A 13,830-nucleotide genomic window follows, 5' to 3' on the forward strand; every position below is an offset into this window, starting at 1 on the left:
GGCAGATTTACGCTTCTGCCCACATCTCTTGTTCTTCTTTTATCGCTTTTTCTTCTTTCATTCTATAGGTCATCACCAAATTAAAACAGAGTTCACTGAGCATCAAAAGATCCCACATAGAGAGTATCTCTAAAAAAGGCATTCCCTCTTCAAGTTGTTCAAAATCAATTTTACAGGTAAAGATATACGCATCATTAGGGGCGCCTAATTCGGGGAGGTTAAGTGAGTATTGAAAGGCAAAGGTCATATCGGCGTTTCGTCCCATACGGCGAATGCGTTTGAGTGTACCGTCAAAATCTTTTTCACTAAGGCGAATTTCAGAGTGAATGTTATGAGAGAGGACATTGCGTACAAATGAGACGATGTCAAAAAAATTCTCATACTGTTCTCCAAAAAGCTTTTGCATAAAGATTTTAAAAGGGCTATCAAAACGAAGACTCTCTACCATCGCCATGCAAATGCCACGAAAAGCGTTAAACTCTACAAAATACTCAAAAAGAGAAATCTCCTCTTTGTTTGTTTGACGAGCATTCGCTAAAAGCTCCTGAATGATCTCTGCATTAAAGTAATATGCTTTATCATTTTCGTATTTTTTGACCACAAAAAGGCTTCTATCCGCCAAATCTTCTGTTTTGGAAAGCTTGCCTAAAAACTCACCCATATGTAAAAAATAGAAATTTTGTTCTACGAGTAAAAGCGCATCATCCAATAAAATCTCAGTATCTGTCATTGTACCTTTTCCAATTTCACTTTCATTTCTTGGTATGTAGCACAGTTGCCCTCTTGGCTCATCGCATAAGGAGTCAATTGATTTGCATTTTTTGCACCACTGTAGAGCAATAAACAATCATCTCGTAATTTATCACTTGGCATCACTGAGTATTCAGCACTTCCATAGCGATTTGTAAGTCTTACACGTTCTTCTTGTTCAAGTCCTAAACACAGAGGAACATAAAGATAATCATCGGTCACAAACTGTGAGTTAAGCGATTTATTTTGCTTAGCAGCAATCAGAAAAAAGCCCTCTTCGTCGTCAAAATCGTCGTCAAACTCCTCTAAAAATTCAAACTTACCACTTTTTGTATAAAAGGTCTTCTCATAAGGGTACTCTTCATACGTTTTCGAGATTAAAAAGCCATCTTTTTCACTACTATTGGAAGCAATTACACCTTCAATAATGCTCTCTTCACTTGCCAATGCTTCATAGCCAAAAGATGAGAGAAGTGCCTGTGTTAAGGCGTATTCACTTATTCCGCCTTTGCCATCAACGAGCTTTGGCATACGCCCTATAAAAGGATGTCCATAGCTCAGTTTTAGATCTTCTTTTTCTAAAAAGCTAAGAGCAGGAATGACCAAATCTGCTTTTGAAGATGTCTCATTTTCATGTAAACCAAAGTAAACCACACATTTTGCTTTATGAAGACCTTCTTTGACTTTTGAAGTACATGGCATTTGATTTAGAGGGTTGCCTCCTTGGATAAATACAAGATCATACTTACCAAAGTTGACGATAGGCAAAGGCTCTGTTTTAGCATTGACTTTAAATGGAGAGGTAAATCCAAAACCGCTGTTGGAAAGATACCCCACGCCACAGCCTTTTTTCCCAAATAGTCCTAACATAGCGCCAAATGCATCTATGGCACGTAGCACACTGTGTCCAAAGCTGTATTTTTGAACACCAATGCCTACCAAAATAGAGACTTTTTTGCCTTTAACCAGATGTAACAGTTCTCCTACTTCATCTAAATTTACATGCGATTTATCAAGGAGTTTTCGCATCGGAATACCATTGATAAACTCTAAATAATCTTTGTAATTAAGCGTACGCTCTTGTAAAAACGTTTGATCTTCCATCTCTTCCATCGCAACCAAACGACACAGCAAAAGCGCTAAATACAAATCGCCTCGTGGCTTTATCTGAATATGAAGTGCTGCATTGAGAGCTAAGTCAATTTTAACAGGGTCAATGACGATGAGTGTTTTGCCTTTTAAAGAAGGGAGCATATGCGAATTGGTCACACTGGGATTCCGCCCCCACAATATCACCACTTCAGCATCTTTTACGTGCAAAGGAGAAAGGCATAAATTTGCACCTCTTCCCTCAGATATTCCAGCATCTCCTGCTTCATCGCAAAGTGAACCAGATGCTAAAACCGCTTTGTGCTCTGCAAAAAAACGCTTCGTTACGCCTTGCATAACACCTAAATTTCCGCTTCCTTTAAAATAGAGTGTACGAGATGGCTCATACGTGCGTAATTTTTCACTCAAAATCGCTAAAGCATCATTTATTTTGATACTTTGCCCTAAATAACGGGCTTCTTCAATGCGTTCAAACGTATGGTAGTGGTTGAGATGATGACAGAGGTAGCCTTGTGTGATAGGGTGAGATTTATTGCCTTTGAGTTTAAGATCTTTGCTCACAGCAATGCTGCACCCATCAAAACAATCTAACGGACAAGTAGTAAAACGCATAGAACGCCCCTCTTCTCATAGAGTTAATAGGTGCAATTATACCTCGTTCTCTAAATGAAGTAGTTTATCTTCTAAAATTTCTAGTGTTAATGTTTCATTCGTATCAAGTTCGATGTGTTGATACTGCATTACCAAACCATACTGACTCAATAATTGATCTACAACAGCATAATTTCGTTCGTTTTCTTTCATATGTAACACTAAAAAATTATCACTATAAGCTCTGACAATAATTGCTTCTGGATAAATAGATTGAATGGTTTTTGCAATTAAGCATAAGAATTCATCACCTTTTTTCCAACCGTATTTTTTATTATACGTGGCAAAATTAGTGCAGTTAAGATGATCGATACGAAGCATTCTATACTGACAATCTCTTGCATGTGTGAAAACAAATTTAAGATAGTTTATATTGTAAAAGCCTGTCAGTTGATCACGGAAGTAGTATGAAAAACGCATCTCTTCTAGTAGATCTTTTGGCATTTGCGTTGTATGTTCAGGAAGCTTCACATCTGCAAAAACCTCTTTAGCGATTTTTACAATAAACGGATGAAACTGTTTGCCACTCTCTTCTTCTAAAATGGCAAGCGCTTCTTCACGACTTAAACTTTTTCGGTATGCCCTATTGGTGGTCATCGCATCAAATGCATCTGCAACCGTAATAACCTGAGAGAAGAAAGGAATTTGTTCTGCTTTTAAGCCATTAGGATAGCCTCCTCCATCATAGCGTTCATGATGATGTAAAACAACCGTTGACAACAAAGAAAAAGGCTCTCGTGAGAGTAATTCATAACTTGCCGTAGAGTGACGTTTGATTAAAGAGTATTCCATTTCATTCAGCTTATCGGGCTTTAATAAAATAGCATCAGGAATTTCAATTTTACCGATGTCGTGAAGCATGCCCGCTTTATAGATAAAGTCAACATCATCACCGCTATACCCCATTTCCATAACCAGCATTTTTGAGTATTCTGCAACTCTTTGACTGTGTCCTGCAGTATAGCTGTCACGTTTTTCTACCATATCGATCAGCGCATACATACTCTCTTCATACATTTTTGTTTTTTCATTCAGATAGTTACGTCCCCTGGCATGAATCCACCATATAGCAAAAAGCCCAAGAAGCCATGTTCCAAGATAGGTTCCAATAAGAAAATAAAAGGTTTGAGGGTTGGCTTCTTTAAAGGTTGGAACCTTCATTTCCAATGTTGTATAACCTATAAGCTCGCCAACTTTTTTATCATTATGCACATGGCACATAATGCACGCATTATTTGCAGGCATAGGTTTGACATAAAAAAGATGCTTTTCTCCCTCTTTTTCAAACAATGCAAAACGATCTTCTTCAGACTCTTTCATCTGTGTCAATGCTTTTTTAATCGTCGGTTTGAGAGGAAATGCGTGCAAATCTTTAGAGATAGAAGCGATGTCTAGCTCCATATCACTGTGTTTTGCGAGAACGGAAAGAAGTTCTTTGAGAGAAAAATTACTACGAATACTGTACTTTTGTTCATCACTGAGCGCTCTGGCTTTTTGCTCATATGCCCAATAAACAAATGCTACTGACTGTTCAGCAACGCCTTTTATCTTTTCTAGCGAACTCTCTTCAATATGTTTTTCTTCATTGTAAAATTGATAGACAACAAAGATTGTTGTAAGGAGCGTCCAAAAGAACGTTAATAAAATAGCAATTTGTTTAAAGTACTTTATTCGTTTACTGACTGACATCTTTTTTGGTAATCTTTTCTTTATGAGGTTAAAATAATTTAACTTAGTATGCCAAAAATAAACTTAATGCACTCTATTGTCTTATGAAATGCGTAAACACCGTGCAAAGTGTTTACGCATATTCATGAATTATATACTAATTTCTTTGATATCCGCAATGGATTTAAACGCATTATAAACAGATGCAATAAGATTTTGACGATTTGCTCTGACGCTTAAATCTTCTGTGTTAACCATAACATTATCAAAAAATGCATCAATTTGTGGTTTTAGTGCAAAGAGTGCATCTAAATTTTCTTCAAATGAATCGTAATGTTTTGTAATGGTCGTTTTAAATGCGCTATAAAGATCTTTTTCATAGCTGTTGTCAAAGAGTTTTTCATCTACTGAGATTTGCGCATTGACTTCCATATTTTTGATGATGTTAGCAACACGTTTAAATGTTGAAAACATCTCTTTAAAGCCATCATCTTGAACAATTGCTGCAAGTGCTTTAATTTTTTGAGAAAGCTTAACGATATCTCTTTCACCACTGCTAATCACCGCTGTAATGATAGAAGGGTTTACATCAAAGAATTGGTACATTCTCTCCAAGAAAAATGTCTCTAAAACAGTAAAATCAAATGCTTTGTAGCTCTGTGCAAGCGCTTTAAGATCTTTTGAGATATCAAAAGCAATACCTTGATCTAATACGATTTTGACAATACCATTCACAGCTCTACGAAGTGCATAAGGGTCTTTATTGCCGGTTGGGATTTTATCGATGCTAAAGAGAGCAATCAATGAGTCAAGTTTATACGCAAGCGCAACAATGGCACTAAAAAGAGTACTCGGAAGCGCACTCTCTTCTGAGTTTGGCAAATACTGTTCTTTAAGCGCTAATGCAAAAAGCTCATCTTCTCCAGCCGCATTGGCATAGTAGTAACCCATCAAACCTTGTAGCTCTGTAAATTCATACACCATCTCGCTTAAGAGATCGCTTTTACTAAACATCACTGATTTTTCCATCAGAGCTTGCAGTGTTGAAGCATTAAGACGATTATTTTGAGCAAGAAGAGTCTCTGTGTATTTGTTTGTCAAATACGTTGCAATCTCTTTTTCACGAAGCTCTTTATCAAGGAGTGAACCAAGACCATCAAGATACGTGATATCTTTAAGACCTTCATAATGAAGCCCTTTTTTAAGGTCATTGTCTAAGAAGAAAAGTGCATCAGAAAGACGTGCGCGAAGTACTTTTTCATTACCTCTAACAATTAAGTCATAATCATCGCTAATTGCATTTGATACTACGATGAAACGATTGGTGAGTTTACCCTCTTTAAAGACAGGGAAATAGCGTTGATTCTCTTTCATAGACGTAATAATGACTTCTGGTGGAAGGCGTAAAAATCGTTCTTCAAAACTACCAATAAGTGCTTTTGGATACTCTGTAATTGCAATAACTTCTGCTAAGAGGTCTTCATCGATTTCAATATGCACACCCTCTTGTTTTTCAATCACTTTAAAATCATTTAAAATAATCTCTTCACGTTTAGTTGGGTAAAGTACAACACCGCGTTCAGCAAGTCTATCAAAATAATCTCCCGCAAACATATAAGCAAATGGTTCATACGAAATCGTTCGGTGTGGGTAAGAAAAAGGTGTAGATTCTACGCCAAAGAGAGAAAAAGCTACATGCTCATCACCTAGCATACAGCCAATCCAACGAATTGGACGAATGAAACTCTCTTCTAAAAAGCCCCAACGCATAGACTTACCAAAATTAAGCCCTTTGATAAAACTCTCTATCATTAATTGTAAAAGCACTTTAGAACTTTGACCTGCGATGGTTTTTTTATAGTAAAGTACTTCTTTACCATCTTTTTGCGCACGAGAAACCTGTGCAAAATCAACACCACACTTTTTTGCAAAACCAAGAGCAGCAGGTGTTGGTTCCCCATCTTTGAGTGCAACACTAAGAGGTGCTCCAAAAAATTCTTCTTCACGTTCATTTTGTTGTGTTGGGAATGCCTCATGCCAGAGGACCAAACGACGTGGTGTATAGTAGAACTTGAACTCACACGCGAGGGCATTTTTTTCTAAAATATCAAGCCATAATGTTTCAATATTGGGGAGTTCTTTTAAAAAAGGGATTGCAGGAAGTTCTTCGACGCCTATTTCTATCAAAAGAGGTTTGATCATTGATTGACCTTTACATGTAAATAATTTGACTCTATTTTAACCAAAGAGAGGTTAAATCGTCCTTTCACATGTAAAGGATAAAAGGTGTTAATGGCTACGTTTGCAGTGACCGAAGAGCTTTGTGAAAAGCCAAATAGAAGGACAAAAATCGGTAATTGCCCAAAGTACAATCATTGCGATAACAAATCCTAGCAATACCGTACCATAGATTGAGCCTGCACTCATTAAACAGCATGCGATAAACAAGACAACAGCCATCATTAAACGTTGAAGTTTTTCAGCACAGATCATTTCGAGTCCTTTATGATTAATATAATGTATAACTATAAAAGTAAAGGGCTTAAAAACGCGTTAGATTTACGATCTAATCATTCAGTGTATGGAAAATTGCAGTTAGGGGTAAGTGGTCTGAAAAGCCTATACCTTGGTGTTCGCCTCTGCCTCTATTGCTGATTTGCCATCTATTTGGGTGACCATTTTCATCCAACATATAAGGGCGAATAAAGACATTTAATGAGCCTGACTTATACTCAATTCCTTTTCGATCTAACAAGGTTTTAGGAATAATGATATGGTCCAAAGTCACTTTTTCTTTGCCATAACTATGAGAATAGCGTCTCTCTTGAGGAAGTTCATACCAAAGATTATACAAAGGGGCATTTTTATCGCCTGCTTGTAAAAACGTGACCAAGCCCATCCCCCAATGCCCTTTTTGTTCTTGGTAAGGGGAGTTGAAGTCACCTAAGAGAATGTATTCGCGCTTACTCTCTTTTTCTAAAACATTATGCAATGTTTTCGCATACACTAAACGTTCATCCTCTTTTTCTCTATAAGCAGGCCAATGGTTTAGATAAAGATCTAATGGTTTGTTATCTATGGTAACCGTCACACGATGAATGCCTCTTGCTTGATCTCTCATGGTGATAGTGGAAGTTTTTTCGATAGGAAAACGTGAAAGCAGTGCTGTTTCAATGTTAACACGCTCTTTTTTGTTAGGATAAAACAGATAGGGATACGCCTTACTCCCCAGTGCGGCATTGAGTCTTTGAAGCACAGCCTTATTTTCAATTTCGGCTAAGACGATTATATCAGCATCAATGTCAGAAATGACTCGTGCAATATGCGCAATTTTAATCTGAAGCATCGTTTCATTCCAGCTATGCTTATTATTAGGGATATACTCTTCGTATTCACTACCCTCTCTTTGCGCATCGAAAAGGTTTTCTACATTATAGGTGGCTACTTTAAACTCTAACGCGCAAAGGAAGAAAGGAACAAACAATAAACCCCAACGGATCAATTTTCACTACCGATCATTGGTTCAAATTCACCTGATTCGGTATTAAAATACTCAAGTTCACCTGTTTCTAAATGATAGTACCAAGAACGAATGAAAAGCTCACCTGCATGAACACGACGTTCAACATCAGGATAAGTTAAAAGGTTTTTAGATTGAAAAAGAAGTGAGATTTTCTCAGTAAGTTCAAGGCGTTCTGCTTGAGAGACATGCTGACTGATCAATTTTTGTGTAACATAATTTTTAGCGCCAAGCCCTAATTCAAGCCATTTTTTAACATGTACTAAATTGATATCCGTAATTTTTGTATACATCGTTTCAATGGCTCCACAATGAGAATGCCCGCAAATAATAATATCTGTGACTCCTAAAACCGAAACGGCATACTCAATTCCAGCCGCAGTTGCGTGAAAGTCATTATCGGGTGCAAAAGGCGGAACAAAATTGCCAATATTACGAAGGACAAAAAGCTCTCCAGGAGCAGAATTGGTAATGAGCGCAGGATCTACACGAGAGTCGCTACATGCGATAAATAGAACCTTAGGATGTTGACCATTTTTTACAAGATCCAAAAATTTATTTTCATATTTTTTGAATTTAGTATCTTTAAACTTTTCATATCCACTAATAAGCTCAGCTATTTTCATCAACTGCATCCTCCAAAGTTTTAGATGGCTAATTATAGTGAATCTGCATGAAAAAGAAATTACAAGCACAAAATTAATATAATTACATCAACTCTTTGAAACACAAAAAGGAAAAAAATGGAATTTAAAAATGTAGCGGTAAAGAAAAAAGCAAACGTCTATTTTGATGGTAAAGTGGTAAGTTATACCCTTACGTTTGAAGACGGTTCAACAAAAACACTAGGCTTCATGCAAGTAGGAGACTATACGTTTAACACAGGTGCAGCAGAAATTATGGAATTTTTTAGTGGAGAGCTTACAGTAGAGCTTCCAAATCAAAAAGAGCCTCTTGTCATTCATGGACAAGCAACGTTTGAAGTGCCTGCAAACTCAAGCTTTACTTTACATGTAACGTCTATTGCAGATTACTGTTGTTCTTTTGTGAAATAATCTCTGGCTCTCGCAGCAAAGCTTCTAAATCGGTGACACTTAAGGGTTTACTAAAATAAAACCCTTGAGCTTCATCGCATCCATTCTCTTTTAAAAAGTCCAATTGCTCTTTTGTTTCAACACCTTCTGCAATTGTCTTAAGCCCCAAACTTTTACCTAATGCAATAATCGTTTTAACAATTTCACGGTCTTCTGGATCAATGCTAATATCACGAATAAAGCTCTGATCAATTTTAAGTTTATAGACCTTAAAACGCTTCAAATAACTTAACGATGAATACCCTGTCCCAAAATCATCAATGCTAAGACGTATCCCTTTTGCCGAAAGCTCATTCATTGTCTCGATCGCATGTACGGGGTTTTGCGCAGCAACACTTTCGGTAAGCTCGATCTCCAAATACCACGGTGGAAGTTTTACTTCATCAATAATGGTACTTACAAGCTTTGAGAGATGCGCATGGTGAAATTGCACGGCTGAGAGATTGACAGAGACACTCATCGCAGGAAAGCCCATATCTATCCACTGTTTCATACGTGATGCAGCGGTACGCATTACCCATTCACCAATAAGTAATATTTGTCCACTGTCTTCAGCGATAGGGATAAACTCAACAGGCGATATCGCACCAAACTCTGGATGCTGCCATCTTATCAACGCCTCAACACCCACTATTTTTCCATCATGAAGTGAAATTTGAGGCTGGTAATATAAGCTCAACTCACATCTAGTCTGTGCATAACGAAGGGCATTTTCAAGGCTTAAAATGCGAGCAGACCTACTTTGAATTTCTGAAGTAAAGAAGCGATAATTGTTTCTACCATTTTGTTTTGCCAAATACATCGCAGCATCCGCACATTTAAAGAGTGTATCGCAATCTTTACCATCGCTCGGATACAGTGCTATACCAACAGATGCCGTAATAATGAGTTCATTCTCTTCTAATTTTATCGGTTGCTCAATCACTTGAAGAATTCTTTTTGCCATATGTGCGGCATCATCAACACTGACACCCGGTAGAATAACCACAAACTCATCACCACCTTGGCGTGAGAGTGTATCTACTTGGCGTAAGAGTGTCTTTAAACGCTTTGCGACTTTAACGAGTAATTTATCTCCTACGGCATGACCTAGTGTGTCGTTGATGTTTTTAAAATGATCAAAATCGATAAAAAGAACGGCTAATTGTTCATTTTGTCTCTCTACAATACTAAGATCATGTTCCACACGAAGGCGTAATTGCAATTTATTTGGGAGTGCAGTGAGGGGGTCAAAATACTCTAATTTTTGGATTTTTTCTTCATTTTCCCTGCGTACCGTAATGTCACGAGAAATACCAAGCACACCTATCAGTTCGCCATTTTGATCATACATAGGCGTTTTAATTGTCTCAAACAAACCATTGTAACCATCTTCTTTAAAACTAAGCTCTTCTTCATTACGTACAGGCTCTTTTGCATCCATCGCGATAATATCATGCGTTCTAAAAAAATCTGCCAACCGATACTCAACAAAATCATAATCACTTTTACCCACGATATCTTTCTCTTTAGCACCAAATAGACGCTCAAAAGCACGATTGCAAAAAAGATAAATACCATTAGGATCTTTGAGCCATATCAGATCGGGGATCGCATCTAAAAGTACGTCTAATTGACGCTCTAACATGTTTTTTTCATCTGTCGTTTGAATGACTTTTGATTCAAGAGCAACTTTCGCGATCTTAAGGTCCATCAGTAACTTCGCTAAATACGCTAGCATCAATGCAAACACTAAAGCAATTAACTCTCGCAGCATAAAGACCATAGGGCTACCCCACCCTTTTGTAGGGGCTACGGTAATTGTCCATGAACCGTTTGGAACATCAAATGTGTACTCGATAGGATTGATTAAATGAGGCTTGGAAGATTGAAATATAATCTGTTTATCTTTACTATCAGGATGCATTCGCCATACGATGTACGAGAGTCCATCGTGTTCAAGTTGCGAAATTTTTGCTTCATCTAAAATCTCTGAAATACGAATAACCGCTAAAGCAAATCCCCAAAAGGTCTCTTTATTGGCACTATTCTCATAAATAGGCAAACGCCCCACTAAGCCAATGCCACCTTGTACCAAGTCCAAAGGGCCTGCTAAAGTAAGTTTTCGACTCTCTTTGGCTAAAAAAGACTCTTTATTTTGCGTTTTTGCTTCAAAGAGATTAAGTCCTAATGCTTTTTCATTTCCATGCAATGGTGCAACTTGCTGAATGATACCCCTAGGAGCAATTGCAAATTCAATAACACCAGGATAGGAAGGCAAAATTTCTCGCGCGATTTCTTCAAAATTGCGAATAAATGCACCGTCATTCTGAGTCAATAATGCTTGAAGTGTATAGGTCGATGAAAGCGCTCGATCGATGTTAAATTTGATATCGTAACTGTAATTTGCTGCGGTATTATAAACTTGTGCACGTTCTTTTTCAAATTCAAGTGTATGCAAATTAAAGATAACAAAAGAGAGCAAAGAAAAAGAGAGAGCAAAGACAGTTACTAAAATCGTTTTAGGATCGCGTAATTGAAATATTATAAAACGTTTCATACACTCTCCTCTTCTTAAGTTACACTTATTGTATCAAAAAATGAATCCCTTTACCAAACGCATGGCAGAAGCGAATGCCCATTGAAAATTAAAACCACCAAGTTCACCTGTCACATCAAGCACTTCACCAATAAAATAGAGATCTTTACACTTTTTACTCTCAAAAGTTGCCCCATCAATTTCATCGGTGCAGACGCCACCTTTTGTAACTTCCGCTTTGGTATAACCAAAATTTCCTGCTGGTGCAAAGGTATACGCTTTAAGACTCGAAAGAAGCTCACGCTCATGAGGGCTCAGTTTTGAAAGTACTTTATCTTCCATTCCTACAGCATCCAAAAACGCCTTAATCAAGCGTCTAGGAAGCCCAAGTGCCGTAATAATCTGCTTTTTACTTTGTTGTTTAAAAAGAGTATCCATACTGTGAATATGTGGCAGAAAATCGATGGTAAGATTTCCTTTTTTCCAATACAACGATGCACTCAGTACAGAAGGCCCACTAATGCCCTTATGTGCGAACAACAGGTTTTCAGTAAAGCTTTTACCTTCCACATAAATCGTAACAGGCAAAGCAATACCACTTAGCTCTTTCATCCAAAATTGTTCTTTTTGAAGGGTTAGTCCAACAAGTGCAGGAGAGGGAGTGATGATAGTATGCCCAAACTGTTCAGCAATTTTATAGCCTATATCGCTTGCACCAATGCTCGCATAGCTTAATCCTCCACTTGCAACAACCACTTTTTTTGCATGAATCTCGCTCTTGTCTGTATAAATGACAAAGTGGTCTTTTTTTTCGATACGATTGACTTTCGTAGAGAGATAAAAAGTACAAAAAGAGGTGAGTCTTCCAAAAATAGAGATCAGCTCTTTTGCACTATTGGCACAAAACATTTGCCCATGTGCGCGTTCTTCAAGGTTTAGTCGGTGTTTTTTAACAAATGAGAGCGTGGAGCTAGCATCAAAAGCTTGAAGTACAGGCTTAATGAAAGCCTCATCTCCCAAATAATTCTGCTCTGTTGCAAAACGGTTGGTAAGGTTACATTTTCCACCACCCGATATAAGCAGTTTTGCTCCTATCTTAGGATTGGCATCGACAAGAGCGACATCATGCCCTTCAAGATGACTGGCTGCCATCAAAGCGCTTGCACCCGCCCCAATAAATAAAATATCGTGAATTTTCAAACTAGTGTACTTCCACTTCTATTTTTCATTCACACATGTGTAATTCACGGTTGCATCCAAAAAAAGTGTTTCATCACGTAAGATAGGTGCTTCTGTAGGTGTTGCCTCCTCTTTGAGAGGAGCGTTTGCTCGTGAAAGCATACTTTTCATCATCACAGGGTGGGGAGGCTCACTCCCTTCAAAAGCAACAGCACTTATATCACAACGCATTTTTGTCTCTTTTGAAAAAAACAGTGCTTGCTCGTTTGCCATACGCAACAATGACGCACGCATAGCAAGACGTGCACTATTTTGGGCTTTCAAACTAACTGCCCATGTAAGAGCACTTTGATTGATGAGAACACTGGATGCTTTGATTTTATGGATCGCTTCTAAAAGGGCATTGTAATGGTCTATGGATTTAAAATCACACTCAAAAGAGAGTGTACCTCCATAACCATTAAAAATCTGCTTCTGATCTTTATAACTGTAGCGAGGAGAGAGGAAATAGCCACCGCCATGGCAAAATTCACCTTTTGGATCAAATTGTTTGACAGAAGCGACAATGGCATTAAGGTGTTCTTTAATCACATCAGCGCTTTTATGTTCTTCTGTAAAACCAATTTGAGCACGCAAAACATCCGGTGTTAAGGCTTCAGAGACATGCTCGTTCGTTGTAATTGTCATCTGTGCGTTGAGTAGTAAAGGTACAAGAGTTAACAAAAATAGGATTGTTTTCATACAAAGCTCCTTTTTAGGCTAAGGATGTCGCTTTAAACGTTTCAAAATTCTGACGAATTGCATCGTAAAGAATGATACCAGCAGAAGTGGCTTGATTGAGGCTTCTGCCATTTTTCCCCATAGGAATCGTAATGGCATTTTCCCATTTCATTTGCATGAGTTCCATCGGAAGCCCCGTGGATTCACCACCCAAAAAGATGAAATCACCTGCTTTAAATTCCGCTTCAAAATAAGGTTTAGTTGTTTTGGTTGTTGCAAAGAAAAAACGCTCTAATTTATCACCATGTGCTTTTAAAAATTCTTCTAAATTTTCCCATACCGTCACATCCAATAAATGCCAATAATCAAGTCCTGCACGCTTTACGGTCTTATCACTAATCTCAAACATCGTTGGTTTGATGATGTGCAATTTACAATCGGCATTGACGCACATTCTTCCAATACTTCCCGTGTTTTGTGGAATTTGTGGATGAACTAAAACGATATTAAACATAAAAAATCTCTCCTAAAAAAACTGTTGGCTTTTTATTTCTGCCTCGCAAGAGGCTAGCTTTAGTGCCCCAGTAGCTAACGTAGTGTGTTGGGCTTTGCCCAACACT

Annotated in this window: 12 protein-coding genes; 1 reads left to right on the forward strand and 11 read right to left on the reverse strand. The window is 37.8% G+C overall.

All coding sequences use genetic code 11. The features are described 5' to 3' along the window. Positions 1 to 7 precede the first annotated feature (7 nt). From UCH001_RS08230 to UCH001_RS08260, 7 genes are all read right to left on the reverse strand, one after another. Complete coding sequence (locus UCH001_RS08230; RefSeq protein WP_067176780.1) at positions 8 to 730, reverse strand: hypothetical protein; 723 nt, start codon at positions 728 to 730, stop codon at positions 8 to 10. Beyond that, a complete protein-coding gene (locus tag UCH001_RS08235; RefSeq protein WP_067176783.1) occupies positions 727 to 2,472 on the reverse strand; it encodes a molybdopterin-dependent oxidoreductase in 1,746 nt (581 codons plus the stop codon). Before UCH001_RS08235 ends, UCH001_RS08230 begins: the two co-directional genes overlap by 4 nt. Before the next feature lie 36 nt (positions 2,473 to 2,508). Then, entirely contained in the window at positions 2,509 to 4,200 is a 1,692-nt protein-coding gene (locus UCH001_RS08240; protein ID WP_067176786.1) for an HD domain-containing phosphohydrolase, read from the reverse strand. A gap of 129 nt (positions 4,201 to 4,329) precedes the next feature. Further along, positions 4,330 to 6,381, reverse strand: coding sequence for a glycine--tRNA ligase subunit beta (glyS, locus tag UCH001_RS08245; protein ID WP_067176789.1), 2,052 nt, complete (start codon positions 6,379 to 6,381; stop codon positions 4,330 to 4,332). Positions 6,382 to 6,468: 87 nt separating this feature from the next. After that, positions 6,469 to 6,672: a phosphoribosylaminoimidazole synthetase gene (locus UCH001_RS08250; protein WP_067176792.1), complete on the reverse strand. Its 204-nt coding sequence runs from the start codon at positions 6,670 to 6,672 to the stop codon at positions 6,469 to 6,471. Between the two features lie 73 nt (positions 6,673 to 6,745). Beyond that, positions 6,746 to 7,663 (reverse strand): endonuclease/exonuclease/phosphatase family protein, encoded by a 918-nt coding sequence (locus tag UCH001_RS08255; protein WP_231963918.1) that lies wholly within the window; start codon positions 7,661 to 7,663, stop codon positions 6,746 to 6,748. 14 nt (positions 7,664 to 7,677) lie between these two features. Next, positions 7,678 to 8,325 carry a carbonic anhydrase gene (locus tag UCH001_RS08260; RefSeq protein WP_067176795.1) on the reverse strand — a complete coding sequence of 216 codons (648 nt, stop codon included), beginning with the start codon at positions 8,323 to 8,325 and terminating at the stop codon, positions 7,678 to 7,680. Between the two features lie 117 nt (positions 8,326 to 8,442). On the opposite strand from UCH001_RS08260, the gene UCH001_RS08265 reads away from it, so the two are divergent. Next, positions 8,443 to 8,754, forward strand: a complete 312-nt coding sequence (locus UCH001_RS08265; RefSeq protein ID WP_067176798.1) for a pyrimidine/purine nucleoside phosphorylase — start codon at positions 8,443 to 8,445, stop codon at positions 8,752 to 8,754. Here UCH001_RS08265 and UCH001_RS08270 read toward each other — a convergent pair. Genes UCH001_RS08270 through UCH001_RS08285 form a run of 4 tightly spaced genes read right to left on the reverse strand, consistent with a single transcriptional unit; the run spans position 8,720 to position 13,724 of the window. Beyond that, positions 8,720 to 11,332 carry an EAL domain-containing protein gene (locus UCH001_RS08270; protein ID WP_067176800.1) on the reverse strand — a complete coding sequence of 871 codons (2,613 nt, stop codon included), beginning with the start codon at positions 11,330 to 11,332 and terminating at the stop codon, positions 8,720 to 8,722. The two genes, UCH001_RS08265 and UCH001_RS08270, sit on opposite strands and share 35 nt — an antisense overlap. A 33-nt stretch (positions 11,333 to 11,365) precedes the next feature. After that, positions 11,366 to 12,511, reverse strand: coding sequence for an aminoacetone oxidase family FAD-binding enzyme (locus UCH001_RS08275; RefSeq protein ID WP_067176803.1), 1,146 nt, complete (start codon positions 12,509 to 12,511; stop codon positions 11,366 to 11,368). A gap of 18 nt (positions 12,512 to 12,529) precedes the next feature. Beyond that, positions 12,530 to 13,231 (reverse strand): SIMPL domain-containing protein, encoded by a 702-nt coding sequence (locus UCH001_RS08280; protein ID WP_067176805.1) that lies wholly within the window; start codon positions 13,229 to 13,231, stop codon positions 12,530 to 12,532. Between the two features lie 13 nt (positions 13,232 to 13,244). Next, complete coding sequence (locus UCH001_RS08285; RefSeq protein ID WP_067176807.1) at positions 13,245 to 13,724, reverse strand: tRNA (cytidine(34)-2'-O)-methyltransferase; 480 nt, start codon at positions 13,722 to 13,724, stop codon at positions 13,245 to 13,247. Between the last annotated feature and the right edge of the window lie 106 nt (positions 13,725 to 13,830).

The organism is Sulfurospirillum sp. UCH001 (assembly GCF_001548035.1).
Lineage (GTDB): Bacteria > Campylobacterota > Campylobacteria > Campylobacterales > Sulfurospirillaceae > Sulfurospirillum.